The 25,936-nt window shown below is 70.0% G+C and carries 22 protein-coding genes and 1 pseudogene; 11 read left to right on the top strand and 12 right to left on the bottom strand.

Annotated elements, in window-relative coordinates; all coding sequences use genetic code 11:
- From argF to VFZ39_RS08665, 6 genes are all read left to right on the top strand, one after another.
- A complete protein-coding gene (gene argF / locus VFZ39_RS08690; RefSeq protein ID WP_330865337.1) occupies positions 1 to 1,002 on the top strand; it encodes an ornithine carbamoyltransferase in 1,002 nt (333 codons plus the stop codon).
- Between the two features lie 12 nt (positions 1,003 to 1,014).
- Entirely contained in the window at positions 1,015 to 1,932 is a 918-nt protein-coding gene (gene arcC / locus VFZ39_RS08685) for a carbamate kinase (protein WP_330865336.1), read from the top strand.
- 29 nt (positions 1,933 to 1,961) lie between these two features.
- Positions 1,962 to 3,224: an arginine deiminase gene (locus VFZ39_RS08680; RefSeq protein ID WP_330865335.1), complete on the top strand. Its 1,263-nt coding sequence runs from the start codon at positions 1,962 to 1,964 to the stop codon at positions 3,222 to 3,224.
- 251 nt (positions 3,225 to 3,475) lie between these two features.
- On the top strand, positions 3,476 to 4,966 hold the full coding sequence (locus VFZ39_RS08675) for a Na+/H+ antiporter NhaC family protein (RefSeq protein ID WP_330865334.1): 1,491 nt from the start codon (positions 3,476 to 3,478) through the stop codon (positions 4,964 to 4,966).
- Complete coding sequence (locus VFZ39_RS08670) at positions 4,963 to 6,453, top strand: YfcC family protein (protein WP_330865333.1); 1,491 nt, start codon at positions 4,963 to 4,965, stop codon at positions 6,451 to 6,453. Before VFZ39_RS08675 ends, VFZ39_RS08670 begins: the two co-directional genes overlap by 4 nt.
- 4 nt (positions 6,454 to 6,457) lie before the next feature.
- Entirely contained in the window at positions 6,458 to 7,153 is a 696-nt protein-coding gene (locus VFZ39_RS08665; protein ID WP_330865332.1) for a DedA family protein, read from the top strand.
- Positions 7,154 to 7,173: 20 nt separating this feature from the next.
- Here the strand turns inward: VFZ39_RS08665 and VFZ39_RS08660 are convergent, their stop codons facing one another.
- The gene (locus VFZ39_RS08660; RefSeq protein WP_330865331.1) at positions 7,174 to 8,421 is read right to left on the bottom strand and encodes an APC family permease; all 1,248 of its coding nucleotides are present in this window, start codon (positions 8,419 to 8,421) and stop codon (positions 7,174 to 7,176) included.
- 247 nt (positions 8,422 to 8,668) lie between these two features.
- Here VFZ39_RS08660 and VFZ39_RS08655 point away from each other — a divergent pair, with 247 nt between their 5' ends.
- Positions 8,669 to 9,226 carry a DUF6529 family protein gene (locus VFZ39_RS08655; RefSeq protein ID WP_330865330.1) on the top strand — a complete coding sequence of 186 codons (558 nt, stop codon included), beginning with the start codon at positions 8,669 to 8,671 and terminating at the stop codon, positions 9,224 to 9,226.
- A gap of 9 nt (positions 9,227 to 9,235) precedes the next feature.
- On the top strand, positions 9,236 to 9,679 hold the full coding sequence (locus VFZ39_RS08650) for a Rieske (2Fe-2S) protein (protein WP_330865329.1): 444 nt from the start codon (positions 9,236 to 9,238) through the stop codon (positions 9,677 to 9,679).
- A gap of 108 nt (positions 9,680 to 9,787) precedes the next feature.
- On the opposite strand, the gene VFZ39_RS08645 is transcribed toward VFZ39_RS08650, so the two are convergent.
- Entirely contained in the window at positions 9,788 to 10,729 is a 942-nt protein-coding gene (locus VFZ39_RS08645; protein ID WP_330865328.1) for a phosphodiesterase, read from the bottom strand.
- A gap of 37 nt (positions 10,730 to 10,766) precedes the next feature.
- On the opposite strand from VFZ39_RS08645, the gene VFZ39_RS08640 reads away from it, so the two are divergent.
- Positions 10,767 to 12,110: an MFS transporter gene (locus VFZ39_RS08640; RefSeq protein ID WP_330865327.1), complete on the top strand. Its 1,344-nt coding sequence runs from the start codon at positions 10,767 to 10,769 to the stop codon at positions 12,108 to 12,110.
- 80 nt (positions 12,111 to 12,190) lie between these two features.
- Here VFZ39_RS08640 and fahA read toward each other — a convergent pair whose 3' ends face one another.
- From fahA to VFZ39_RS08605, 7 genes and pseudogenes are all read right to left on the bottom strand, one after another.
- Positions 12,191 to 13,393 carry a fumarylacetoacetase gene (gene fahA, locus VFZ39_RS08635; protein ID WP_330865326.1) on the bottom strand — a complete coding sequence of 401 codons (1,203 nt, stop codon included), beginning with the start codon at positions 13,391 to 13,393 and terminating at the stop codon, positions 12,191 to 12,193.
- Positions 13,390 to 14,220: a hypothetical protein gene (locus VFZ39_RS08630; RefSeq protein WP_330865325.1), complete on the bottom strand. Its 831-nt coding sequence runs from the start codon at positions 14,218 to 14,220 to the stop codon at positions 13,390 to 13,392. Before VFZ39_RS08630 ends, fahA begins: the two co-directional genes overlap by 4 nt.
- Before the next feature lie 87 nt (positions 14,221 to 14,307).
- The gene (locus VFZ39_RS08625) at positions 14,308 to 15,513 is read right to left on the bottom strand and encodes an ABC transporter permease (protein ID WP_330865324.1); all 1,206 of its coding nucleotides are present in this window, start codon (positions 15,511 to 15,513) and stop codon (positions 14,308 to 14,310) included.
- A pseudogene (locus VFZ39_RS08620) lies at positions 15,510 to 16,399 on the bottom strand (ABC transporter ATP-binding protein). Before VFZ39_RS08620 ends, VFZ39_RS08625 begins: the two are co-directional and overlap by 4 nt.
- Positions 16,400 to 16,477: 78 nt before the next feature.
- Positions 16,478 to 17,131, bottom strand: coding sequence for a response regulator transcription factor (locus VFZ39_RS08615; RefSeq protein ID WP_330865351.1), 654 nt, complete (start codon positions 17,129 to 17,131; stop codon positions 16,478 to 16,480).
- Positions 17,132 to 17,135: 4 nt separating this feature from the next.
- On the bottom strand, positions 17,136 to 18,503 hold the full coding sequence (locus tag VFZ39_RS08610; protein WP_330865323.1) for a sensor histidine kinase: 1,368 nt from the start codon (positions 18,501 to 18,503) through the stop codon (positions 17,136 to 17,138).
- Positions 18,504 to 18,526: 23 nt separating this feature from the next.
- Positions 18,527 to 19,441 carry a TIR domain-containing protein gene (locus VFZ39_RS08605; protein WP_330865322.1) on the bottom strand — a complete coding sequence of 305 codons (915 nt, stop codon included), beginning with the start codon at positions 19,439 to 19,441 and terminating at the stop codon, positions 18,527 to 18,529.
- Positions 19,442 to 19,555: 114 nt separating this feature from the next.
- Between VFZ39_RS08605 and VFZ39_RS08600 the strand changes: the two genes are divergently transcribed.
- Positions 19,556 to 20,308, top strand: coding sequence for a DinB family protein (locus VFZ39_RS08600; RefSeq protein WP_330865321.1), 753 nt, complete (start codon positions 19,556 to 19,558; stop codon positions 20,306 to 20,308).
- On the opposite strand, the gene VFZ39_RS08595 is transcribed toward VFZ39_RS08600, so the two are convergent.
- From VFZ39_RS08595 to VFZ39_RS08585, 3 genes are read right to left on the bottom strand one after another with little or no spacing between them, the layout of a single operon-like run.
- Positions 20,305 to 20,646, bottom strand: coding sequence for a DUF2200 domain-containing protein (locus VFZ39_RS08595; protein WP_330865320.1), 342 nt, complete (start codon positions 20,644 to 20,646; stop codon positions 20,305 to 20,307). The two genes, VFZ39_RS08600 and VFZ39_RS08595, sit on opposite strands and share 4 nt — an antisense overlap.
- Positions 20,647 to 20,684: 38 nt before the next feature.
- Positions 20,685 to 22,607, bottom strand: coding sequence for an ABC transporter ATP-binding protein (locus tag VFZ39_RS08590; RefSeq protein ID WP_330865319.1), 1,923 nt, complete (start codon positions 22,605 to 22,607; stop codon positions 20,685 to 20,687).
- Positions 22,604 to 24,484, bottom strand: coding sequence for an ABC transporter ATP-binding protein (locus VFZ39_RS08585; protein ID WP_330865318.1), 1,881 nt, complete (start codon positions 24,482 to 24,484; stop codon positions 22,604 to 22,606). Before VFZ39_RS08585 ends, VFZ39_RS08590 begins: the two co-directional genes overlap by 4 nt.
- A gap of 188 nt (positions 24,485 to 24,672) precedes the next feature.
- Here VFZ39_RS08585 and VFZ39_RS08580 point away from each other — a divergent pair, with 188 nt between their 5' ends.
- Positions 24,673 to 25,905, top strand: a complete 1,233-nt coding sequence (locus VFZ39_RS08580) for a homogentisate 1,2-dioxygenase (RefSeq protein WP_330865317.1) — start codon at positions 24,673 to 24,675, stop codon at positions 25,903 to 25,905.
- The last annotated feature ends 31 nt before the right edge of the window (positions 25,906 to 25,936 follow it).

Below are 25,936 nucleotides of genomic sequence, written 5' to 3'. Positions count from 1 at the left end.
ATGTCCTTCAACCTGCGCAACCGCAGCTTCCTCAAGGAGCTGGACTTCACGCCCGACGAGCTCCGGTTCCTGTTGAGGCTCTCGGCCGAGCTCAAGGCCGCCAAGTACGGCGGCTACGAGCAACCTCGGCTGAAGGGCAAGAACGTCGCGCTGATCTTCGAGAAGACGTCGACGAGGACGCGGACGGCGTTCGAGGTGGCCGCGAAGGACCAGGGCGCGCACGTGACCTACCTCGAACCGACCGGCTCGCAGATCGGCCACAAGGAGTCGATGAAGGACACCGCCCGCGTGCTCGGACGGACCTTCGACGGCATCGAGTACCGGGGCTTCGCCCAGTCGAACGTGGAGATCCTGGCCCAGTACGCCGGAGTGCCGGTGTGGAACGGGTTGACCGACGAGTTCCACCCCACCCAGATCCTCGCCGACATGCTCACCATGACCGAGCACAGTGACAAGCACTTGCCAGAGATCGCCTACTGCTACCTCGGGGACGCTCGCAACAACATGGGCAACTCGCTCATGGTGGGCGGCTGCAAGCTCGGCATGGACGTCCGGCTGTGTGCCCCGGAGCACCTGTGGCCCTCCGACGACCTGGTGAAGACGTGCCGCGGGATCGCCGAGACCACGGGGGCACGGCTGACCCTCACCGCGGATGTCGACGAGGGCGTCGGCGGCGTCGACTACCTGTACACGGACGTGTGGGTGTCGATGGGCGAGGAGAAGAGTGTCTGGGAGGAGCGGATCGAGCTGCTCCGCCCGTACCAGGTGAACTCCGACGTCGTCGGGCGCACGGGGAATCCGAAGGTCAAGTTCCTGCACTGCTTGCCTGCCTTCCACAACCGGGAGACGAAGGTGGGGGCGGAGATCTTCGAGACCTACGGCTTGGACGGTTTGGAGGTCACCGACGACGTGTTCGAGTCGCCGGCCTCGATCGTCTTCGACCAGGCCGAGAACCGGCTTCACACCATCAAGGCGGTCATGGTCGCCACCCTCGGGTCATGAGAGGTGGGCGGGATGCGAGTCGTCGTGGCCCTGGGAGGCAACGCCCTGCTGCAGCGTGGTGAGCCGATGACCACGGAAGTGCAGCGCACGAACGTGCGGAAGGCGGCGCCGGCGCTGGCGGCCATCGCGGCAGAGCACGAGCTGGTCCTCTCCCACGGCAACGGTCCGCAGGTCGGGCTGCTTGCGCTGCAGGCTGCGGCCTACACCGATGCCGAGCCGTCAACGCTCGACGTCCTTGGCGCGCAGACGCAGGGAATGATCGCCTACCTGCTCGAGCAAGAGCTTCGCAACTGCTTCCCGCCCACGGAGCGGTTCGCGACCATCATGACCATGGTCGAGGTCGACAAGGACGACCCCGCCTTCGCCAGCCCCACCAAGTTCGTCGGGCCGGTGTACTCCGAGGGTCAGGCACAGCAGCTCGCGGAGGAGAAGGGCTGGCCGTTCCGCAAGGACGGCGAGTCGTGGCGCCGGGTGGTGCCGTCTCCGCGACCGCAGCACATCTTCCAGCTGGACGCCATCCGGGCGCTCCTGGACCTCGACATCGTCGTCATCTGCACCGGGGGCGGCGGCATCCCGACCTTGGTCACCGAGGACCATGGGAAGCCGTCCCTGACCGGCGTGGAGGCGGTCATCGACAAGGACCTGGCCACCGAGCTGCTGGCCAGAGAGGTCGGCGCAGACCTGTACGTCATGGCCACGGACGTGGACGGCGTCTACGCGGACTGGGGGAGGCCGGATCAACGGCGCCTCGACCGCGTCACTGTCGCGGAGCTGCGAGACATGGAGTTCCCCGCCGGCTCGATGGGGCCGAAGGTCGAGGCCGCGACGAGCTTCGTCGAGAACACCGGCGGGCGAGCTGCCATCGGAGGCCTCGATCAGATCGAGCTGATCGTCAACGGCACTGCCGGGACGCAAGTGGTCCCGTCCTGACCGGGACCGCGTACGAACGGAGAGGGAAGATGACCGGGTTCGGAGTTCACTCAGAAGTAGGCCGCCTGCGACAGGTGATGGTCCACCGACCAGAGCTCAGCCTCCAGCGGCTGACGCCCTCCAACCACGACGGCCTGCTGTTCGACGACGTGCTCTGGGTCGAGCGCGCACAGTACGAGCACGACGAGTTCGTGGCCCGGATGCGGGAGCGAGGCGTGGAGGTCTTTCTCCTCAAGACCCTCCTGGCCGAGGCTCTCGACGCCAGCGCGGAGGCGCGGAAACGGCTCATCGAGCTCGTGGCTTCGGAGTACACCGTTGGTCTGTCCTTGGTCGACGAGGTGCGTGCCAGACTCTCCGAGCTGAAGTCGGACCAGCTGGCGACCCACCTGATCGGCGGGCTCACGGTGGCCGAGTCGGGGCTGGACATCGGCAGCTACCGCGCGTGGTCCCTGCCCGCAGCCGCGCTGGACGACGAGAGCATGTTCGTCCTGCCGCCGCTTCCGAACACCCTCTTCACCCGAGACTCCTCGTGCTGGATCTACGGAGGAGTGTCGATCAACCCGATGTTCTGGCCGGCCCGCAGGCTGGAGGCGTACAACGTCGCGACCATCTACCGCTATCACCCGATGTTCCGGGACGCCGAGTTCGAGTACTGGTACCCGCCGCTGGGGGACGACGGCCGTTTCGACGCCCACGACTTCGGGCGCGCCTCACTGGAGGGTGGCGACGTGCAGCCGATCGGCAACGGGACCGTTCTGATCGGGATGAGCGAACGCTCCCAGGCGCGGATGATCGAGCAGGTCGCCGCCGCGTTGTTCGACAAGGGAGCTGCGGACCGGGTCATCGCCGCGGTGATGACGAAGGACCGTGCTCACATGCACCTCGACACCGTGTTCACGATGCTCGACCGGGACAAGGTCACGGCCTATCCCAAGGTCGTGGACCAGATCCGCGCCATCAGCCTGCGGCCGGGAACCGACGGCAAGCGGTTCCACGTCACGCAGGAGGAGTCGTTCGTGGGCGCGGTGGCGGATGCGATGGGCGTGCCGAAGCTGCGCGTGGTCGAAACCGGCGGCGACGCGTACCAGCAGGAACGCGAGCAGTGGGACGACGGCAACAATGTCGTTGCCCTCGAGCCGGGCGTCGTCGTCGCCTACGAGCGGAACACGTACACCATCTCGAAGATGCGCGAGGCGGGCGTCGAGGTGGTCACGATCGAGGGCTTCGAGCTCGGCAAGGGCCGTGGTGGAGGTCACTGCATGACCTGTCCGCTGGTGCGCGACCCGGTATGAGGTGAGTGACGATGTCCTCCGACCTCCCCCGCTGGGTTTTCGCGGCAGTCCTGATCCTTCTCGTGCTGGGCATGCTGCTGTGGGCCCGTGGGACGACCCACCACCGCGGTGAGAACGAGGGCGCGCTGGCTAGCTCCGCCGCCGCTTCACAGGAATTTGGGCAGTGAGAGGCGCCCATGTCCGGTCCCGGCACGTCAGCTCCCGCGGAGGCGGCGGGTGACACCCCCGAGCAGGGTCCACGATCTCCGACCATGCTCGACGCTCTGCTGCCGATCCTCGTGCTCATCGTGCTCCTGGCCCTCACCATCGTCCAGTTCGGGATCGACGCCACCAACGGCCCGCTCCAGGTTGCCCTGCTGCTGAGCGCCGCCTTCGCAAGCCTGATGGCGTTCAAGAACGGCCACACGGTGGCCAGCGTCGCAGACGCAGCGGTCGGAGGGGTCACGTCGGCGATCGGAGCGATCTTCATCCTGCTCGCCGTCGGGGCGCTGATCGGTACCTGGAACATGGCCGGCACGATCCCCACCATCGTCGACTACGGCATCAGGCTGGTCAGCCCCACCTGGTTCTACCTGACCGCAGCCGTGGTCTGCGCCCTCGTCGGGCTGGTCACGGGTAGCTCCTGGACCACGGCGGGGACCCTGGGGGTCGCCTTCGTCGGGATGGCCAACGTGATGGGCCTCGACGAGGCGGTGGCCGCGGGGGCCGTCATCTGCGGCGCGTACTTCGGCGACAAGATGACCCCTTTGTCGGAAACGACGATCCTGGTGCCGAAGCTCGTCGGTGGCGGTCTGAGCGTAGGCGAGCACGTGCGCAACATGTTCTGGACCGCAGGCCCGGCGCTGGGCATCAGCCTGGTCATCTTCGTCGTGATCGGCCTGAACGCGGACCCGGAGGCCGAGATCAGCACCGACGCGGCCCGCGCCGCGCTGGCGAGCGCGTTCGACATCGGGTTCGTGAGTCTCCTGCCACTGCTGCTGCTGGTGGTCTTCGCGGTCCTCAAGCTGCCGCCGTTCCTCTCCATCCTCGGATCCGCGCTGTTCGCCGGCATCCTGGCGCCGTTCACGCAGTGGGAGGCGGTCAAGGCCTTCGTGGACGATCCCAGCCTGGGCCCGCTCGGCACCGCGATCGAGGCCGTCTTCGCGGCCATGGCGACGGGCTTCGTCAGCAACTCGGGCGTCGAACCCATCGACGCGCTGTTCACCCGTGGGGGGATGGCGAGTCTGCTCACCACCATCTGGCTGGTGCTGGGCGCCCTGTCGTTCGCCGCCGTCATGGAGCACGCCGGCTTCCTCCAACGGCTCTTGCTGCCGATCGTCTCGCGGACCCGGCGGCGCGGGTCACTGATCGCCGCGGTCAACTCCAGTGGGGTCGGTCTGAACGTGATCGCTGGTGACCAGTACGTCGCCGCCGTACTGCCCGCCAGGATGTTCCGACGCGAGTTCTCCGAACGGGGGCTCGCGCCACAGGTGCTCTCACGCGCCGTGGAGGACTCGGGGACCGTGACCTCGGTGCTGGTGCCCTGGAACACCTGCGGGGCGTACATCTCCGGCGTTCTCGGTGTCTCCACCGCTGCCTACTTCCCGTTCTGCTTCTTCAACCTGCTCAGTCCCCTGCTGGACGTCCTCTACGGGTTCCTCGGGTTCAAGGTCGCGAGTGCCTCCGAACCCTGGGCCGACGTCGAGTCCGCCGTGGCGGCCACAACGGAGACCGGCGATCCGCCGGAAAGGAGTTCCCGATGAGCGAACAGGCGACGGCGGCCCCCGAAGCACGACGGCGGTTCGCCCTCCCGTCGGCCTACACCATCCTCTTCGCGCTGATCGTCGTGATGGCCATCGCCACCTGGCTCATCCCGGCCGGCGCCTACGAGCTCGACCAGGACGGAGCCCCGATCCCCGGGACCTACGCGGAGGTCGAAGGCGACCCCCAACGCATCCTCATCGACTCGCTGACGGCGCCGATCAACGGCCTCTACGGCATCGAGGACGCCGACGGCTTGATCAGCTACTACAACACCGGCGTCCTGTTCGGTGCCATCGACGTCGCGCTGTTCATCATCGTGATCGGCGGGTTCCTGGGCGTGACGATGCGGACCGGTGCGATCCAGACCGGCATCGGTGGACTGGTGAACCGGCTCCGCGGCCGGGAGAGGTGGATGATCCCCATCCTGATGATGGTGTTCGCGCTCGGCGGGTCGACCTACGGCATGGCAGAGGAGAGCCTGGCGTTCTACACGCTGGTGATCGCGGTCCTGATCGCCGCCGGCTACGACGCCCTGACCGGGGCCGCGGTCGTCCTGCTCGGCTGCGGAATCGGGACGCTGGGCTCGACCATCAACCCGTTCGCGACAGGGATCGCCTCCGGCTTCGCTGGGGTGTCGCTCAGTGACGGCCTGTTGTCTCGGTTGATCATCCTCGTCATCGGGCTGGGCCTCGGGATCTTCTTCGTGATGCGGTACGCCGACCGGGTGAGACAGGATCCGACGCGTTCGGCCGTCCTCGAGATGAAGGAGTCCAACGAGGCGCACTTCAGTGTGCAGGGCGGAACGGACCAGGTGGCGATGACCTCCCGGGACAAGGCAATCCTGGCGACCTTCGGCCTGGCCTTCGCCCTGATGATGTACGGCGTCATCCCCTGGGAGGACATGGGTATCGGACTCCCGACCCTGTGGTGGTGGTTCCCGGAGATGACCGCCCTCTTCATCTTGTTCTCGGTCATCATCGGCCTGATCGGCCGGTTGAGCGAGGCAGACCTCACCGACTCCTTCGTCGCGGGTGCCCGCGACCTCCTCGGGGTCGCGCTCATCATCGGCATCGCCCGCGGCATCACGGTGGTCATGACCAACGGTGGGATCACCGACACGGTGCTGCACTGGGCCGAGCTCGCCGTGGAGGGACTCAGTCCCGTCACGTTCGCGATCGTCGTCTTCCTGCTCTTCCTGCCGCTGTCGTTCCTGATCCCGTCGTCGTCCGGCCTCGCCACCGTCGCGATGCCGATCATGGCGCCGTTGGCGGCCTTCGTGGGCGTGCAGTCGGACCTGATCGTCACTGCGTTCCAAAGCGCGTCGGGGCTGATGAACCTCTTCATCCCCACGTCGGCGGTGGTGATGGGTGGGTTGGCCATCGCACGTGTTCCGTACGGGACCTACCTGCGATGGGTGTGGCCACTCCTGGCCATGCTGGCAGCCCTCGTCCTCGTCGTCGTCGGCGTCGGCGCTCTGCTGGCCTGACCGGATGGTCACGCGTCGACAGGCCTGGCGATGGGGTCTCCTTGCGCTGTTCGTCGTCGTCGGCGGGCTCGCCGTGCTCACGCTTCTCGCCCCGTTCGACACGCAGGTCGAGCTGGAGGAGGCCGAAGGGCCGTGGCCGTACGTCGCCGTGTTCGCGCTCGTCCTCGGCGACGCAGTCATCGCCATCCTGCCGGGGGAGACCACGCTCAACACGGCGGCGACGCTGGCTGCCCAAGGAAAGCTCGAGCTGGGCTGGGTGATGGTGGCCGGCGCCTTCGGAGCCGTGCTGGGTGACTCGGCGCTGTACTGGATCGCGCACCTGGCTCGGCCACGTGTCCAGACGCGGCTGGACGCCCTGCTCGCCAACGACAAGGTCGCCGCTGCCATGGACCTGATCGGTTCGACCGCCAGCGGTCTGCTCGTGTTCGGGCGCTACGTGCCAGGGATGCGATTCGTCGTCAACGCCAGTCTGGGACTGGCCGGACATCCCTATCGCGACTTCGTGCGCTGGTCCGCCCTCGGGGGCGTGCTGTGGTCGATCTACATCTGCGCCGTCGCGTACCTGGTCGGGACGGCCCTGGTGGACTCGCCGATCGCTGCGATCGCTGTGTCTGCGGTCGCCTCGAGCATCGTGGTGGCCATCGGGTTCGTCGTCCTCGCCCGCCGGATACGCCGCCAGCGCGCGGCCTCGGAGACGTAGCCGCGAAGCGGACGGTGGCGTCAGACCCGCGCTCCGCGGCGGCTCTTCCACGACACGTCGGCGACGATCGCCAGCGCCAGGATCACGAGCAGAGCGACGGCCGTCCCGGGCTCGTCCACCAAGGTCGTGAAGGCGAAAGCGATGAGCACGATGACCGTCGTGACATCTGCCAGCACCAACAGCCACAGCCGTGCGCCGGTCTCGTGTCGGACGCGTAGGTGTCCGAACGTCACGAGTGAGAACACCACCAGTGCGACGGCGCTGCCGATGGAGGCGATCGCATTGAGGTCGAAGAAGATTGCGAGCACGATCGCCGCGGCCGCCGTGAGCAGGATGCCGACCGGGGCGCGACCCGCGACGCGGTTGCCCATCGAGGGTGGGAACTGCCCGGCGGCGGCCATCTGCTCGGCGAGACCTGCCGCCGGGTAGAGCCCCGAGTTGGTGGCACCCGCCGTGGCGAACAGCGCGGTGACGCTCATCAGCCAGTATCCGGCAGACCCGAGCACCGGCTCCGCCGCGACCGCGAGGGCGGTGCCACCCGAGTCCACGACCTCGTCGACGGTCAGCGTTCCGAAGACACCGAGCGCGACCGCGACGTACACGGTCGTCGCGATCGCGAGCGCCAGGTAGATGGCGCGCGGCAGCTGGCGCTGCGGGTCCGCGAGATCCCTCGCGGTGAACGTGATGACGCCGAAGCCGAGGAAGGCGAAGAAGGTCAGGGCCACGCTCGACACGATCTGGCCCCATGAGGGGTAGCCCGAGAACGCCAACAGGTCGAAGTCGATCGTGGAGAGGGTGGCGACCGAGAACAGGACGAGGATGCCGATGACGACGACGACCACGACCGTCTGTGCCCTCGCGACAGCCTGCGAGCCGAGGACGTTCAGGGCGGCCATGACGACGAGAACGAGGACGGCGAAGAGCTGGATCCAGTCATCAGTGTCGGTGAAGGCGCTGCTGGCGTAGCTGCCGAAGGACACCGCCACCATCGCGGTGATGATCGCGTTGACCGCCAGAAGCAGCCAGGCGAGCACGCCCGTGAAGTGCCCTTCGCCCCACCCTCGGACCACGTACTCCAGAAAGCCTCCGGCAGACGGGTAGCGAGCTCCCAGCTTGGCGAACGAGTAGCCCTGGAGGATGGCGACGCCGCCGGCGATCAGGAAGGAGATCCAGACGGCGGAGCCGGCCACCTCTCCCGCTGCGCCCAGGAGAGCGAAGATGCCGGCCCCGACCATGGAGCCGACGCCGATGAAGGCCGCCTGCCGCACGGAAAGGGCTCGTGGAGACGGGCCGCCGGTGGAACCGTCACGCCGAGTGTCATCCCGGTTGTCGACCATCGCCTCAGCCTTCGTCGTACCCGGGCGCCGAGGGTGGCCCGCTCGTGCCTCGACGCATCTTTCAGAGTGCTGAACGGGCCGGATCGGCGGCTCCCCCGCAGCGGATGACCGGCCCAAAAACGAACCCCGACCACCGCTCCCCATTCCCTCTGTCGCGACCGAGGAGCACAATGCCTTCGTGAGCGTCACCGTCGACCGGGAGACCTCTCGGACGGGACTGGCCGCCGCGCTGCTCGTCGGCGCGGGTGTCACGGTCGTCCTCGGCGCGTACGCCGGGCTGCACGAGCCGGCCGGCCGGCCGCTGGTCACGTTCGGGTTCTCGGGAATGCTGCAGATGAAGGCGTGGCTCGCGACGGCCGCTGCCGTGCTGCTGCTGGTGCAGATCCTGACCGCGCTCTGGATGTGGGGCCGGCTCGGCAGTCAGCCGGCACCGGACTGGGTCGGGCCGACGCACCGGTGGAGCGGTGCTTTTGCCTTCGTGCTGACCCTGCCACCGGCACTGCACTGCATGTGGGCGCTCGGCTTCGCGACTGACAGCCCGCGGGCGCTCGTGCACTCGCTGGTCGGCTGCCTCTTCTACGGCGCCTACGCCGCCAAGATGATCGGGCTGCGGTCTCGGAACCTTCCGGGCTGGGCGCTGCCCGTGCTCGGTGGCCTGGTGCTGACCCTGCTCACCCTGATCTGGCTGACCTCGGCGCTGTGGTTCTTCAGCCGCAGCGGCCTGCCCCTGACCTGAGGAGCTGACGTGGCCCTGCCTCCGATTACCCGCGCCTCGGCCCTCAGCGGCGGCCTGGTCGCGCTGGCCGGGGCGGTCGCCGGCTTCGCAGCGGCCCGGGCTGCCGGCCTCGCGAGCGGGGAGAGCACAGGGGCGGCCAACAGCTACGGCGCGACACCGTCCGGTGGACGACGGCTCGCCGCGCTCGCCGACGTACCCGCGGGCGGCGGGTTGGTGCTGAGCGAGGAGCGCGTGGTGCTGGTCCGCGACGAGGGTGACGAGGTGCACGCCTTCTCCGCGACCTGCACCCACCAGGGTTGCCCGGTGTCCGAGGTGACCGGTGGCCAGATCATCTGTCCGTGCCACGGCAGTGTGTTCGATGCCGCCACCGGGGAGGTTCTCGCCGGACCTGCCCCGTCGCCGCTCGAACCGGTCGAGGTCGAGGTGGACGGCGAGGACGTGCTGGCCGGGTGACGGCCGGGAGAGGAGACCCCATGAGCAAGAGCATGCTGCCGACCCTCCTGTGGTTGGCCGCGGTCGGCTTCGCCGTGGGCGTGCTGCTCGCGGTGTGGTGAAGGCCTCTCAGACGCCGCGGCCGACGTTCCCCTTCTCCTCCTCCTGGTTGAAGGGGGAGTCCTTGCGTGAGAGCAGCTCACGCCGCTCATCGTGGCTGAGCGCCTCCACCTGGGCGATCACGTCCGACGGGTAGCCGCTGACCTCCGGCGCCGGTGTGAGCGGCACGACGGAGTTGACCACCCGGTCGTCGTACAGGTGGAGCATCGTGATCGCCTGGTGGCCGTCGACGCCTGAGACGAAGCGCTCGAGGGGCGCGGGGTCGCTGGTGTAGCAGGACGCCGACGCGACTGACACCGGGACGCCGGCGAAGGTCGACCAGGACGTGAAGTGGAAGTGCCCGCCGAGGATGGCGCGGACGTCGGTCCCGGCGATCGCCTCCGCCAGCCGATGCTGGTCGTAGAGCTCGATGATCTCGGCGGCGCGCAGCATCGGGACCGGGATCGGTGGGTGGTGGAGTGCGAGCAACGTCCCGTGCGGCGCCGGTACGGCGAGCTGGCCGCGCAGCCAGGCCAGCTGCTCGTCCGTCAGCTCCCCGTGGTGGTAGCCGGTGACGCTGGTGTCGAGTGCGATGACCCGCAAGCCGTCGACCTCGTACACGCGGTCCTGGCAGCCGTCGTCGTTGGAGTCGAACAGCTCCCGTGCGAACTCCGCGCGCTCGTCGTGGTTGCCCATCACCCAGACGACCTGAGCGCCGAGGTCCGCAGCCACCGGCTCGACCAGCTCGCGCAACCGGGTGTACGCCGCCGGCTCGGCCTTGTCGGCGAGGTCGCCGGTGAACACCAGGAACTGCGGCGCGGGACGCAGCCTCGCGACCCGCTCCAGGGCCAGCCGGAGGCCGTGCTCCGGGTCGACGACGCCGTACTGGCGCTGGCCGTCGGCCAGCAGGTGCGGGTCGGAGAGGTGGGCGACGACGTGTCGGGGAGCCGGGTACTGACCGAACTGGACCACGCCGAAAGCGTAGGGGCTCGACTGCCATGATCGGGCGGTGACGCGGCGGCAGATCCACGACATCGGCAAGCGTCGGGCGTGGGTCATCTGGGGCGTCGGTCTCGCGATCTACCTGCTGGCCGTCTTCCACCGCAGCTCGCTCGGCGTCGCGGGCCTGCTCGCGGCGGAGCGGTTCGACATCGACGCGACGCAGCTGGCGCTGTTCACCGTCCTCCAGCTCGCTGTGTACGCCGCGATGCAGGTCCCGGTCGGCGTCCTGCTCGACCGGTTCGGCTCGCGCGCGATGCTCCTGACCGGACTGGTGCTGATGACCGCCGGTCAGCTGGCCTTCGCGTTCGTCGAGTCGTTCCCGGCGGCCGTGCTCGCCCGGGCGGTGCTCGGTGCGGGCGACGCCATGGTGTTCGTCAGCGTGATCCGGCTGGTGTCGGTGTGGTTCCTGGTCCGGCAGGCTCCGGTCGTGACGCAGCTGACCGGGCTCACCGGACAGCTCGGCGCGATCGTGGCCGCGGCGCCGCTCTCCTGGGCGCTGAACCAGCTCGGCTGGACCCGCACGTTCGCGCTTGCGTCCTGCGTCGGGTTCGTCCTGATGATTGCGGCGCTGCTGCTCGTCAAGGACTCGCCGTACGCCAGCACCGGCCCGACCCGCGTGAAGCTGCGCGCGCTCACACGGGCGCTGCAGACGGTCTGGGGCAACCCGGGCACCCGCTTGGGGATGTGGTCGCACTTCACGCCGCAGTTCTCCGCGACCGTCTTCGGGATGCTCTGGGGCTTCCCGTTCCTGGTACGCGGCCAAGGCCTCTCGGAACAGGCCGCGAGCACGCTCCTCATGGTGATGACGGGCTTCGTGGTGGTGACCGGGCTGCTGCTCGGCTGGCTGGTCGGGCGGTTGCCCTACTACCGCTCGTACATCGTGATCGGAGTCGTCGTGATCATGCTGGTGCCGTGGACGGCGGTGCTGCTGCGTGAGACACCCGCCCCGATGTGGCTGCTCGTCGTGCTCGTCTGCGCCACCGCCGCTGGGGGCCCGGCCTCGATGGTCGCCTTCGACCTCACCCGCACCTTCACCCCGCAGGAGTCGATGGGGCGCGCCAACGGGGTCGTGAACGTCGGCGGGTTCGCGGCGTCCCTGATGACGATGGCGTTGGTCGGCGTCGTCCTGGACCTCCGGCAGCCCGCTGGCATGGACGCGTACGACCTCGACGACTTCCGGTGGGCGATGTCGGTGCAGTACCTCTTCTGGGCCTTCGGCATCGTGCAGATCCTGCGCTACCGCCGGCGCGGCCTCGACCACCTGCGGCGGGTGCACCCCGGCGCCGTCGAGTCGCTGCGACGCGGCGAGCCGTTCGTTCATCCCGGGTTCAGTGACCGCGAGGGCGTGTAGTCCCACAGGCCGATAATCCGCCGCCGAAATCATCACTTCCGAGCCGCCGGAGATGATTTCGGCGGCGGACTATCGCGTTGTCAGGGGCGGGCCGGGAGGATCGTGCCGGTCACGTCACCCAACGAGATCCGGCCACCGCCGGTGCCGGGCGCGGTGTAGCGCAGGGTCACGGTGTCGCCGTCCTGCAGGAAGGTGTGCCCGTCACCGAACGGCTCCTGGCCGCCCCAGCTGATCTCGAGGAACGAGCCGCGCTGGTCGCGCTCGGGCCCCGAGACGGTGCCGGACGCGAACAGGTCGCCGGTGCGCAGCGACGCACCGTTCACGGTGAGGTGCGCCAGCATCTGCGCGGGTGACCAGTACATCGATGCGTACGACGGGCGGCTGACGACCTCACCGTTCAGCTCCACCTCGATGTCGATGTCGAGGCCACGCGGGGAGCCCTCCGTGAGGTAGCCGAGCGGCTCGGGGTCCTGGCCGGGGAGGTCGACCCAGGCGGCGTCGAGCGCCTCCAGCGGGGTGACCCACTGGGACACGGAGGTCGCGAACGACTTTCCGAGGAACGGGCCGAGGGGGACGTACTCCCAGGCCTGGATGTCGCGCGCCGACCAGTCGTTGAGTCCGAGGACGCCGAAGACGTGGTCGGCGAAGCCCGTGGTCGGCACCCGCGCGCCGAGCCGGCTCGGCGTACCGACGACGAAGCCGAGCTCGGACTCGATGTCGAGCCGGGCCGAGGGGCCGTACGTCGGGGCGTCCGCGTCGGGCGGCTTCCGCTGGCCGCAGGGACGCACGACGTCGGTGCCGCTGGCGACGACCGTGCCCGCGCGGCCGTGGTAGCCGACCGGGAGGTGACGCCAGTTCGGGAGCAGCGCCTCGGCCTCGGGCCGGAAGATCCGGCCGACGTTGGTGGCGTGCTCGAGCGAGGCGTAGAAGTCGACGTAGTCGGCGACCTCGACGGGCAGCAGCAGCTCCACGTCGTCGAGCGGCACCAGGTGCGGCTCGACCAGGTCGCGCTCGGTCTCGTCGGAGAGCAGCCCGGTCAGCCAGCGGCGCAGCGACTCCCTGACCTGCCGCCCCTCCGCCATCAGCGGGTTGAGCGAGGACTCCTCGAACACGTGGTGCACGTCGAGCATCTCGGCCGCGGCGACCGGTGCCACGTCGAGGACGAGCTCACCGATCCGCACGCCGACCCTCGGTTCCTCGCCGCCGCGGGTGAAGACACCGTAGGGGAGGTTGTCGAGGTCGAACATGGAGCCGGCCGCTCCCTCGACCCAGGTCCTGGTCATGGCTTCTCCAGCAGGCCGAGTGCGAGCAGGTCGTCGAGCGGCTCGGTCACCGAGCACGACCCGAAGGACGTGAACCAGCGGCGGGCGCGAGCGAGATCCTCCTTGGCGGCAGCTGCGACGACGGAGTCGGGATCGCGGTCCTCGAGCAGGGCGACGACCTCCTCGGTGGTCGCGCCGTCGAACGCCCGGACCGTCGCCACGAGGACGTTGAGGAAGCCGTGGTGCTCGAAGCCGTCGTCACCGGTGTGCCGGATCGCGTTGTGCAGACCGGCGGTGCACTTGAACGGCGTCTCGCGGTCGAGGGCGGCGTCGATCCACCGTGCCAGCGCGTGCGAGGCAGGGAACAGGTGCGCCTCGAGCCCACCGGTGCGGAACTTCAGCCGCAGCCCGCTCTCCGCGACCGCGTCGGCCGCCCGCAGCCAGGAGCCTGTGTCGGGAACATGTGGCAGCTCGACGTACACCCGGTCGGGGGCCACGCCGCAGCCGTCGACGGCGGTCGCGACCCGCCGTGCGTTGCCGGGTAGGTCGTCGAGGTCGCGCAGCGCGATCTCCACGCCGCTCAGCTGATGCCCGCCGCGCTCGGTGAGCCGCAGGGCGGGTTCGACACCGCCCGCACCACCGGAGACGACCACCGCCAGCGGCAGTGGCGTGCGGACCTCGGGAACCTTGGTGTCGGTCACGACGAACGAGCCGACCAGGTCGGCGTACCACTCGTCGCGACGCGCAAGGTGTGCATCGATCGCGTCGGGGAGCGGGACGTCGCCGGGCGGGAAGATCGCCGCGTCGTCGACCAGTCCCGACCAGGTGGCGGGGAAGGTGGGGCTCACCCCCGCCACTGTAGAGGCCGACCCGCCGGCTCTCCCAGTGAGGAGGACGCGGGCGCGGCAAACCCCCGAGTGCCGCGCCCGCGTCGGTCAGTCGGCCGTCCTCCAGGCCTGCCTGAGGGTGACACGGCCCTGGGTCTGCAGCAGCGCCCGGCGATAGATCCGCTCCGCGAACACCACGGTCGCGGCCATCGCTGCGAGCAGCACCCCGAGGGCGATCACCGGTTCCCACCACGCGGCGTCGCCACCGAGCAGCCGGATCGGCATCAGCACGCACGAGAACGGCGGGACGTACGACGCGACCGTCAGCGCGGTGCCGTCGAGCAGGAACGCCCCGAAGAAGACGGCCATCATCAGGAACGACAGCGGTGTGGCCGTCGCCTGCAGGTCCTCGGCCCGGCTCGCCAGCGCTCCGGCGACGGCCCACCAGCAGGCGATGAAGCAGAAGCCGACCAGGAAGAAGGCCACGAACCAGCCGATCCCCTCGGACAGGGCGGGCAGCAGCTCGCCGTACTGCGTGAACGAGATGCCGACCAACCCGATCCCCACGATCAGGGCCGTCTGCGCGATCGCGAGCATGGTGTTGCCGGCGATCTTGCCGATCAGCAGCTGCCGGACCGGGATCTTGGTCGTGATGATCTCCACCACCCGGTTGGCCTTCTCCTCCACCACGCTGCCAGAGAGCATGTATCCGAACCCCAGTGCGGCCATGTAGAAGAGGAACGCGAGCACGAGGCCCATCGCCCGCGCGAAACCCTGCTGCTCGGCGTCGCCCTCGAGGAGCTCGGTGCCGAGCACGCTGCCGCGCTGCAGCTCGGCCACCGACGTCCCTGCCGCCTCGGCGTTGGCCGCCAGCGCGGCCTCTCGCACCACGGTCTCCGCGGCACGTTGCAGGTTGTCGTTGACCTCCTCCGTGCCCACGAGCGTCCAGCCGTCGTCAGCCGGCCGCAGCAGCACGTCGGCGTCCTCCTCCTCGAGGGCGCGTACGCCGGCTGCGTCGGAGTCGACGTCGAGCAGCTCGACCCGGGACTCCTCGTCGATGTCGGGGACCCGCTCCTGCAGCAGCTCGGCCGTCGCCCGCGCCTCCGCGGTCGTCGCGATGGTGTGGGTGTCGGTGCGCTCCTCGGACCAGATCTGGAACCCGAGGAAGCCGACGATGAGCAGCACCGTGATCAGGGTGCCGACGAGGAACGCCTTGTCGGTGAGCCGGACCAGCACCTCGCGGCGCGCGATGAGCAGCCACGGCCGCTCGGTGGTGCTCCGACCGGTCTCGGTAGTGCGGGCGTCGATGCTCATGCCGTGACCTCTCGGTAGATCTCGGACAGCGGAGTGACGACCCTGACAGCTCGACCACCTCACCGCGGTCGAGAGCGGTGGTGAGCAGCCGACGGCGTACGTCGACGGGGTCGGTGCCGTCGACCTCGACGACCGCGGTCGGGCCGTCGACGTCGACGACATGGAGTCCGCCGTGGTCGCGGACCCAGCCGGCGTCCCGGTCGGTGACGAGCCGCAACCGCTCGGGTCCGCGCGACCGGAGCTCCTCGACCGAGCCCTGCGCGACGACCCGACCACCGGCCAGCACGACCAGGTGGTCGCAGAGCCGCTCGACGAGGTCGAGCTGGTGGCTGGAGAACAGCACCGGCGTGCCGCGCGAGGTCTCCTCGCGCAGCAGGTCGGCCATCGAGTCGACAGCGGCAGGGTCGAGGCCGGAGAACGGCTCGTCGAGGATGAGCGCGAGCGGCTGGTTCATCAGCGCGACGATGATCTGGACCCGCTGCTGGTTGCCGAGGCTCAGCTTCTCGACCCGGTCACCCGCCCGCTCGCCGAGCCCGAAGTGCTCGAGGTGCTGCTGTGCGGAGCGCCGGGCCTCGCCGGCGGGCATGCCCGACAGCTCGCCGAGGTAGACGAGCTGGTCGAGCACCTTCTGCTTCGGGTAGAGCCCCCGCTCCTCCGGCATGTAGCCGAACCGACGCCGTACGGCGGCAGTGATCGGCGCGTCGTCCCAGAGCACCTCGCCGGCGTCGATGCCGAGCAGCCCCATGATCATGCGCATCGTGGTGGTCTTGCCGGCGCCGTTGCCGCCCACGAACCCGGTGAGCATGCCGCGCGGGACGTCGAACGACACGTCGTCGACGGCGGTGAGGTCGCCGAAGCGGCGGGTCAGTCCTCGGGTCTGGATCATGCTGACCACGCTAGGTCGCGGTGACCCTCGCGAGATCCCTCGGAGGATGGAGATCCGGGCTCCCCCGGAGAGCGGAGGTCAGCCCACGAGCCCGGCCCGATGGGCCAGCACCACCGCCTGGACGCGGTCGCGCAGGTGCAGCTTGGTCAGGCAGTTGGAGACGTGGGTCTTCACGGTCGCCTCGCCGAGGACCAACCGCTCGGCGATCTCGGCGTTGCTGAGTCCCTCGCCCAAGAGCACCAGGACCTCGCGCTCCCGCTCCGTCAGGTGGCGCAGCTCGACCTGGTCCCGTCGGTCCCGGGTCGGCTCGTCCTCGCCGCGACCGGTCATCTCGGCGATGACTCTGGTCGTGACCTCGGGCGACAGCAGCGCATGGCCGCGCCCCACGGCGCGGACCGCGTCCACGAGCTGCTCGGCGCGGGCGTTCTTGAGCAGGAAGCCGCTCGCCCCGGCACGGAGGGCGGAGAACAGGTAGTCGTCGTGGTCGAACGTGGTGAGGATGACGACCTTGCCGTGGTCGGCGGCGACGATGTCGGCGGTCGCGGCGATCCCGTCCGTGCCGGGCATCTGCACGTCCATCAGCACCACGTCGGGGTCGAGCTCCCGCGCGAGCGCCACCGCCTCGGCACCGTCGCTGGCCTCCCCGACGACCTCGAGGTCGGGCTCGACCGCCAGGATCATCCGGAACCCCGAGCGCACGAGAGCCTGGTCGTCCACCAGCAGGACCCGCAGCGGCTCAGGCACCGGCACTCCCGTCCTCGCCGCCTCGCAGGGGTACGCGCACCCGCACCCGGAACCCGTGGGTCGCGCGCGGTCCGATGTCGCACTCGCCCCGGTGTGACGCGACCCGCTCCCGGATGCCCAGCAGGCCGAGTCCCGATCCGGACGTGCCGGAGCGAGGCCGCCCGTCGTCGAGCACCTCCACCTCGGCGTACGGCGTCGAGGCGTCCTCCACGACGCGGAGCGTGACCGACGCCCGGCGGGCCGTCGAGTGTCGGACGATGTTGGCGAGGGCTTCCTGAGCCGTCCGGTAGAGCGAGAGTGCGACCGGTCGCGGCAACCGGCCCGGGCCGCCGTCCCGGTCGGTCACGACGTCGTACGTCGTCGTCAGCCGGTCGTCGTTGCGTGAGGCCACGAGCGCGGGAAGGTCGTCGACACCGGGCTCGGGGGCCCGGCCCGACAGCGATCCGCCGTCGACGTCCTGCTCGATCTCTCGCAGCGTGCCCAGCAGCGACCGCATCTGCGTGACCGCCTCGCGTGAGCTCTCCTCGATCGTGCCGAGGGCATCGCTTGCGGCGGCCTGATCGTGATCGAGCACCCGGCGGGCGCCGGCGGCCTGGACGCCGATCACGGAGACATGGTGGCCGACGACGTCATGCAGCTCCCGCGCGATCCGGAGCCGTTCGTCGACCACGGCGCGGCGTCGCAACGTGTCCGACTGCGCCGCGATCGTGGCGGCCTGCGTGGCGAGCGCGCCGCGCTGCCGGGCGCTGCGCCAGGCCACCTGGCCGCCGACGATCGCGCCGAGGAAGTAGACGACGTTGACGACGTAGGTCAACAGCACCACCGACGGGATCGGCGGCAGGAAGCCGTGCGACTCGGCGTCGTCGTTCTCGTCGACGAACTGCTGCAGCCCGGAGCCGACGGCGAACTGCCACGCCAGCCAGCTGAGCATGAAGGCGAGGATCGCGCCCGAGACCAGCAGGGCGGTCCGGCGACTGCGGCCCCACGCCATGGCCGAGAACAGCCCGACGAAGTAGCAGATCTGCAGGGACAGCTGTCCCATGACAGGCGCCATGGTCACCCCGGTCACGAACATGTGGGTCGCGAGGTACACGGCGACAGCCAAGGGGAAGCGACGTCGCCACACCAGCGGCAGCGCCGCCGCCGACATCACGAGGTAGATGACCCACCACGGGGAATCGACATCCTCGAAGGCTCCGGCGCTGCGCGCGAGCTCCAGCGTCAGGATGCCGATGGCCTCCAGCCCCACCCCGGTCGCCACGTCGCTCGCCCCGAGCGGCGGCATCGGGCGGGACCAATCGTCCTCGAGCGCGAAGAAGGCAGCGAGGCGACGGGTCACGGCGACGTCGCGGGAGGGCACGGCTCCACCCTAGGGAGTGCGGTTCAGGCGTTCGCGATCGACTTCCAGTCCTCGATCCGCTCGGCGATCAGCGCCGCTCGGGCGGCGTTGTCGCGGCCGTCCAGGATGGCGAGGTCGTCGGGCTCGGCGCGCAGGTAGACGCCGGAGGTCCGGGCGTTGAGCTGGGGATCGGCGTCGGACCTCGTCCGCCAGTGACCGGAGGCACGGTCATCGGTCTCTAGCCTGATCTCGCCGGTGCCGTAGATCGCCGGTGCGTTCGGGTGGCGGGGGCGCTCGCCCTGCCAGGCGTAGAAGATGCCCGTGGGGTCTCGCATCTCCTTGGCCGCCTCGCTCCAGTAGCGGGCGGACAGGGTGCCGTCCTCCTGCCAGGCGCGGCCGTTCACCTCGAGCATCCGCTCGCGATCCCGGGAGATGCGAAGGAGGCTCACCGCGGACGGTTCGAGTGCGCTTCGCTCGGTGATCGAGAACTGCCACCAGAGTCCCTCGATCCGAGAGCGCCGGCCCAGGTCCTCGATCGCCCTGCGCAGCTTCTGGTTGACCGCGCGCACCTCGGCCGCCTTGGTCGCATCGCCGTACCGGACGCAGGTCAGGCCCAGCAGGTCGGTGGGCAGCTTCGCGCCGTTCGCGTGGAGGATGAAGGTTCGCTCCATCCCGAGCACGCCGCCGAAGAGCCCGGCCTCGAAGACGACGTTGTCGCGTGGGGAAGCCTGCCCCGCGGCGGCGGGATCGGCGCTGGTCCAGTCGTCCAGGGCGAAGACGAACGCCGCGAAGTCCACCTCACGGGTCAGCTCGACCAGGCGACCGAGCGTGGTCGTACCGGGATTGAACGTCGCCGTCCACGGCTCCACGTCCGCGACGTCCTCGAGCCCGCGCGTCAGGGCCCGGAGCAGCGGCGCCTGCTTGCCCGACGAACCCAGGAAGATGCGGGGCTTGGACATCGGTCCTCCCGTGCGGGTCGACGTGCTTTGCCAGTCGCAGCGTATCGAAGCGGACCGGGTCTACTGTGGCTGCGCAACTCACCCGACCGGGCCCGCTCGACGAGGAGAACTGGGATGGCGACCTTCAGCAAGGCCGACGACCTGCAGGGGGCCGAGTTCGTCGACGCGAACCTGCGCGGCGCCCGGTTCGTCCGGTCCGACCTGTCCGGCGCCGTGATGCGAGCGGTCGACGTCGAGGGTGCCGACATCGACGCGCCGTGGCTCTTCGCCGGCTCCCTTCGGATCAACGGGGTTGACGTGGTCCCGTTCGTCGAGGCCGAGCTCGACCGTCGCTTCCCGGGCCGCGCCGAGCGGCTGGCCACCGAGCCGGAGGGACTGCGCAGCGCGTGGGCTGCGCTCGAGCGAACCTGGGCCGCGACCCTGGACCGCGTGGCTGCGATGCCGCCGGGCACCGTCGACGTCTCGGTCGACGGCGAGTGGTCGTTCGCGCAGACGCTGCGGCACCTGGTGATGGCGACGGACTCGTGGCTGCGCAAGGGGATCCTGGAGATCGAGCAGCCGTTCCACCCCATCGGCCAACCGAATGTCGAGTACGAGACGGACGGGAACGACATGTCGGTCTTCTCGACGGCGTCACCGTCGTACGCCGACGTGCTCGAGGTCCGAGCCGGCCGGGTCGCCATGGTGCGCGAGTTCCTCGCCTCCGTGACGCCGGACCAGCTGGCCGAGACGCGCAGGCACCCGGGCGACCCGGACTACCAGGAGACGGTTCTCTCCTGCCTGCACGTGATCCTCGAGGAGGAGTGGGAGCACCACCGGTTCGCCGTCCGCGACCTCGACTCGATCGAGGCGGACCCGACGACCTAAGCCCGCAGCACCTTCTCCATCGCCTTCCCCCTGGCCAGCTCGTCGACCAGCTTGTCCAGGTAGCGGATCTTCTGCATCAACGGGTCGTCGATGTCCTCGACGCGGACCCCACACACCACGCCGGTGATCGACGACGCGGCCGGGTTCAGCTGCGCCTCTCCGAAGAAGTCCTCGAACGTCGTGCCCGCCTCGAGGTGGCCGCGCAAGGTCGATGCGTCGAAGCCCGTCAGCCACTCGATCACCTCGTCGAGCTCGGCCTGCGTGCGGCCCTTCTTCTCCACCTTCGTCACGTAGTGCGGGTAGACCGACGCGACGCTGGTCGTGAAGATGCGGTGCATGGACAGATCGTAGGTCGCCGGCGCGCTGCCCTGACAGATCAGCTGGTCCAGGCCCGCCACAGGGCGGCGTACTCTCCGTCCTCCAGGTCGACTAGGTCGTGGTGGCTCCCCAGCTCGACGATCCGGCCGTCGATGACCACTGCGATCCGCTCCGCGTCGTGCGCGGTGTGGAGCCGGTGCGCGATCGCGATCACCGTGCGCCCCTCGAGCAGCGCGTTCATCGAGCCCTCCAGCGACCGCGCGGTCCGCGGGTCGATCAGCGAGGTCGCCTCGTCGAGGACCAGCGTGTGCGGGTCGGCGATGATCAGCCGCGCGAGCGCGACCTGCTGCGCCTGGGCCGGGGTCAGGCTGTGCTGACCGGACCCGATCCGGGTGTCGAGGCCGTGCGGCAGCCGGCGGACCCAGTCGTCGGAGCCGACCGCGCGCAGCGCGTCCCAGACCGCGTCGTCGGGGGAGTCCTCTCGCGCCAGCACGATGTTGTCGCGGACCGTGCCGATGAACACGTGGTGCTCCTGGGTCACCAGCGCGACCTCGGTGCGCAGCACCTCCAACGGCAGGTCGACCAGCTCGACGCCACCGACCCGGGCCGCGCCGGTACGAGGTCGGTTGATGCCCGACAGCAACCGCCCGAGCGTCGACTTGCCCGAGCCGGAGGGGCCGACGATGGCGAGCCGCTCGCCGATCCGCAGCTCGAGGTCGACGCCGTGCAGCACGTCGTGGCCCTCGCGGTAGGCGAACCTCAGGTCCTCGCCGACCAGCTGCGCCCCGTGCGGGCGGACGTCGGAGGGCTCGCGGTCGGGCGGCACCTCGGCGATCCCGAGGAGGCGAGCGGTCGAGGTGGCGCCGACCTGCAGCCGGTCCAGCTCGCCGACCAGTCGGTCCAGCGGCCCGCTCAGCGCCTCGACGTACAGCACCGCCGTCGTGATCTGGCCGAGCGTCACCCAGCCGTTCGCGAACCCCCACGCGCCGACGACCAGGGTCACGACCCGGGGCGTGTTGAAGGCGACGTCGATCACCGCGAACAGCAGGTTGCGCAGCGACATCGTGTAACGCTCGGCCTGCGCCGAGATCGCGATGTCGTCGTCGCCCTGCTGCACGCGCCGACCGGCGAGGCCGAGCGCCTCGACCGTCCGCGCGCCCTCGACGGTCTCGGTGAGCGTCGTGTTGATCTGGGAGTACGTCGCGCCCTCGGTGATGTAGCCCTTCGGAGCGGTCCGCAGGTAGCTACGCACAGCCGCGTAGCTGGTGGCGATCACCAGCAGCGACGGCACGGCCAGCAGCACGGAGTTCAGCAGCATCGCGACGACGGACAACACGACGGTGAGCAACGAGATGATCGCCATCGGAAGGCCGAACTGGACCGCCCGGCTCATGGTGCCGACGTCGCGCGTCACCCGGGTCACCAGGTCGCCGGTGCTGGCGCTCTCCACCTGACCGACCGGCAGCCGCAGGATGGTCCGGACGATGTACTCGCGAGCGGAGGCGAGCAGGTCCTGGCCGAAAAGAGTGGACGTCCACTGCGCGAGGAACGTAAAGAGCGCCTGCGCGCAGACGACGGCCACGACGAGCAGCGCCACCCCGCCGTACCCGGTCGTGATCCCGTCCTCGATCCGGTCCACCAGGCCGCCGAGCAGCCGCGGGACGATCAGTCCGGTGGCCGCGGCGAGCCCGTTCAGCACCACCAACGCCAGGAACATCCGGCGACGCTCGCGGATCAGCTCGGCGAAGAACTGGACGACGACCTTGTCCTCGGCCACCGGCCAGCCGCGTACCGGGTTGCGGGAGTCGACGTAGACCTGCTCTGCCTGCTCGCGCCGCAGGTGGTGACGCATCCGCCAGGCGGCGAACCGCTCCCGTGCGGGCGCGCCGGTCGGCGGGACCAGCCGCGGGTCGACCGCCGGCTGCTCCGCGTCGTGCGGGGCCCAGGTCGAGGCCGAGTCGGCCAGCAGGTCGGGGCTCATGTCGTCACCTCCTCGTCGAGGGCGCGGACGACCACGGCGCGGTACGCGGGGTCCTCGTGGATCAGCTCGTCGTGTCGCCCGGTCGCGGACACCGTGCCGTCGGTCAGGAGCACCACACGGTCGGCGTGGTGGAGCCAGAGCGGCGACACCGTGCAGACCACGGTCGTACGCCCGGCGCGCAGTCGTGCCACCCGCTCGGCGATCCGGGCCTCGGTGTGGGCGTCGACCGCCGACGTGGGTTCGACCAGCACCAGGATCGGCGGGTCCGCTGCGAGCGCGCGGGCCAGGACCACCCGCTGACGCTGTCCGCCGGACAGGCCGCGACCGCGCTCGTCGAGCACGCCCTGCCAGCCACCGGGGAGGGCGTCGTACACGTCCTCGGCGTTGGCCGTGCGTAATGCCGTCTCGGCCTGCTGCCTCGTCAGCCGACGGTGCGGGTCGATCGCGTCCTGCAGCGTTCCGGCGAACACCTGGCTGCCGGTGTCGCTGACCAGGATCGTGTCGCGTACGTCGGCCAGGGTCGCGTCGGCCAGGTCGACGCCACCCAGGCGAACGCCCCAGGCGCCGCGGGTCCGGGCGGCGTCGCGGGCCGCGATCTCGGCCCGCTTGCGGGCGCGCTCGATCCGCGCCTCGCGGGCGGCCCGGCCCTTGAGCTCGTCGATGTCCTCGATGCCGACCGGCTCCGTGTCGGCCGGGAGGTAGCGGCCCAGCCGGTCGGCCAGCGCGGCCGAATCCTCCGGCAGCGCGCTGACGACCACGGTGAGCTCGCCGGGGTCTGCGGTGAAGCCGCTCGCTTCGTCGACGAGCCTGGCGGTCGGGTCGAGCGTCGCGGCGACGTCCGGGTCGCGCCACGGCGGCGCGGACTCGAAGATCGCGATCGCCTTCCGGGCGCTGACCAGCGCCCGGGTGAACTTCTGCGCGAACTCGAAGAACGTCCGGATCGGGCCGATCAGGTAGAGCCCGTAGCCGAGGAAGCTGATCAGCTGCCCGATCGAGAGCCGGTCGGCCAGCACCTCACGGGCGCCCAGGTAGAGCAGCAGCACCAGGAAGACCCCGGAGAAGAGCACGCCGAGCGCCTCGATCACGGCCTGCCAGATCCCGGCGCTGACCCCGGCCGCCCGGGCGCTCTGCGACTGGTTCTCGTAGTTGCGGCCGAACGTCCGCTCGCCGCCGATGCCGCGCAGGATGCGGAGGCCGGCGACGATGTCGGTGGCCATCGACGTCAGCTCGGAGTTGCGACCACGCTCGATGGCCTGCCGCCGGTGCAGCGGTCGCAGGAACGGCAACGCGACCGCGAACAGGATCGGGGCGGCCACCAGCACGACGGCGCCGAGCCGCGGTGAGGTGGTGAGCACGATCGCGGCGACCGCGAGGAACGAGACGAGCTGCGAGCCGGCCCGCGCGATGATCTCGGTCATCGCGCCGAACTCGTCGGAGTCGCTCGACGCCACGCTGAGGATCTCGCCGGTGGGAGAGCGACGCGGGAGCACGTGCCCCATCTGGGCGGCCTTGCGGGTGACCATCATGGTGGTGCCGTAGAGGCTGATCAGCCAGCTGCGCACGACCAGCGTGTGCAGCGAGATCCCGAACACCGCCCCGATCAGCGTCACCACAAGCAGTGCGATCGCGCCGAGGGCGACCGCCTCGGGCTGGTCGCCGACGATGCCGGCGTCGATCGCGCGGCCGAAGATCCAGGGGCCGACGATCAGCGGCAGCTGCCACACCACGCCGAGCAGCGTTGCCACCACCACGACGTTCCCCTGCTGACGCAGCACCCAGCGCAGGAACCGCGTCGGGCTCGTGGTGTCGGGTGCCTCTGCGACCACCTCGCCCGTGCGGACCCAGAATGTCGAGACGAGGGGTGGGAAGTCACGCATGGCACCCTCGAGCGTAGGTGGCAGCGGGGACGCCCGGCGAACGATTTTCGCAGGTCACAGGCGGAACGCTAAGACCTCGAGCGCGCTTGAGATCAATCCCGGATGACCGACGGAGTGGTCGGATATCGGCGTCCCGCGTTCGGCAAGCGGTCTTGCGGAGAGTGCCGTGCTGATTGCACAGTGGCCACGTGGCCCACTACCGCCGCGTCGGCGAGGTCCCTCGCCAGCGCCACACCCAGTCCCGCGACCCCGAGGGTCGGCTGTACCGCGAGGAGCTGATGGGGGAGGAGGGTTTCTCCTCCGACTCCTCCCTGCTCTACCACCGCGGCGTCCCGTCCGCGATCGTCGACAGCCAGGTCTGGGAGCTCCCCGACCAGCGGCTGGTGCCCAACCACCCGCTCAAGCCGCGCCACCTCAAGCTGCACACCCTGTTCGACGAGCCGGGCGCCGGAGCCTGCCCGGTCGAGGGCCGCCGGCTGGTGCTGGGGAACGGCGACGTGCGGATCGGGTACGTCGTGACCGGCACCGACCCCTCACCGCTCTACCGCAACGCGATCGGCGACGAGTGCGTGTTCGTCGAGAGCGGGGCCGGCACGGTCGAGACCGTCTTCGGCGTCGTCCCCTACCGCGCCGGCGACTACGTGCTGGTGCCGCGCGCCACCGACCATCGCTGGTGCCCGAGCGAGCCGAGCCGGCTCTACGCCATCGAGGCCTCCAGCCACATCGCACCGCCGAAGCGCTACCTGAGCCGCTACGGCCAGTTCCTGGAGCACGCGCCGTACTGCGAGCGCGACCTGCACGGCCCGACCGAGCCGCACCGGGCCGAGGGCGAGAACGTCGAGGTGCTGGTCAAGCACCGCACATCGGCCGGCGTCGTCGGCTCCCGCCTGACCTACGCGACCCACCCCTTCGACGTCGTCGGCTGGGACGGCTGCCTCTACCCGTACACGTTCAACATCGAGGACTACATGCCGATCACCGGCAAGGTCCACCAGCCGCCCCCGGTGCACCAGGTGTTCGAGGGCTGGAACTTCGTGGTCTGCAACTTCCTGCCGCGCAAGGTCGACTACCACGAGCTCGCGATCCCGGTGCCGTACTACCACTCCAACGTCGACTCCGACGAGGTCATGTTCTACGTCGGCGGCGACTACGAGGCGCGGAAGGGCTCCGGCATCAACATCGGCTCGATCTCCCTCCACCCCGGCGGGCACGCGCACGGCCCGCAACCGAGCGCGATCGAGGCGTCGCTCGGCGTCGACTACTTCGAGGAGTCGGCCGTCATGGTCGACACGTTCAAACCGCTCGAGCTCGGCGAGGGCGGGCTCGCCGCCGAGGACCCGGCGTACGCCTGGACCTGGGCCGGCCGCGGCCCCGACACCGATGGCCCGGACGGTGGCCCGGCTGTCTTCTCCAACTCCTGACCCTCTCCCATTGGTGTGTAGTCCCCCTCCC

It is taken from the genome of Nocardioides sp. (genome assembly GCF_036374615.1).
Taxonomy (GTDB): domain Bacteria; phylum Actinomycetota; class Actinomycetes; order Propionibacteriales; family Nocardioidaceae; genus Nocardioides.
Note: the sequence above shows the minus strand (reverse complement) of the source record. Positions and strands in the feature narration are given on the sequence as shown.

Bases quoted from the DNA above. Each gene is read 5' to 3' on its own strand.
- argF (WP_330865337.1), top strand. From the start codon at position 1: ATGTCCTTCAACCTGCGCAACCGCAGCTTCCTCAAGGAGCTGGACTTC.
- arcC (WP_330865336.1), top strand. From the start codon at position 1,015: ATGCGAGTCGTCGTGGCCCTGGGAGGCAACGCCCTGCTGCAGCGTGGT.
- VFZ39_RS08680 (WP_330865335.1), top strand. From the start codon at position 1,962: ATGACCGGGTTCGGAGTTCACTCAGAAGTAGGCCGCCTGCGACAGGTG.
- VFZ39_RS08675 (WP_330865334.1), top strand. From the start codon at position 3,476: ATGCTCGACGCTCTGCTGCCGATCCTCGTGCTCATCGTGCTCCTGGCC.
- VFZ39_RS08670 (WP_330865333.1), top strand. From the start codon at position 4,963: ATGAGCGAACAGGCGACGGCGGCCCCCGAAGCACGACGGCGGTTCGCC.
- VFZ39_RS08665 (WP_330865332.1), top strand. From the start codon at position 6,458: ATGGTCACGCGTCGACAGGCCTGGCGATGGGGTCTCCTTGCGCTGTTC.
- fahA (WP_330865326.1), bottom strand. From the start codon at position 13,393: ATGACCAGGACCTGGGTCGAGGGAGCGGCCGGCTCCATGTTCGACCTC.
- VFZ39_RS08625 (WP_330865324.1), bottom strand. From the start codon at position 15,513: ATGAGCATCGACGCCCGCACTACCGAGACCGGTCGGAGCACCACCGAG.
- VFZ39_RS08605 (WP_330865322.1), bottom strand. From the start codon at position 19,441: ATGTCCAAGCCCCGCATCTTCCTGGGTTCGTCGGGCAAGCAGGCGCCG.
- VFZ39_RS08600 (WP_330865321.1), top strand. From the start codon at position 19,556: ATGGCGACCTTCAGCAAGGCCGACGACCTGCAGGGGGCCGAGTTCGTC.
- VFZ39_RS08595 (WP_330865320.1), bottom strand. From the start codon at position 20,646: ATGCACCGCATCTTCACGACCAGCGTCGCGTCGGTCTACCCGCACTAC.
- VFZ39_RS08590 (WP_330865319.1), bottom strand. From the start codon at position 22,607: ATGAGCCCCGACCTGCTGGCCGACTCGGCCTCGACCTGGGCCCCGCAC.
- VFZ39_RS08585 (WP_330865318.1), bottom strand. From the start codon at position 24,484: ATGCGTGACTTCCCACCCCTCGTCTCGACATTCTGGGTCCGCACGGGC.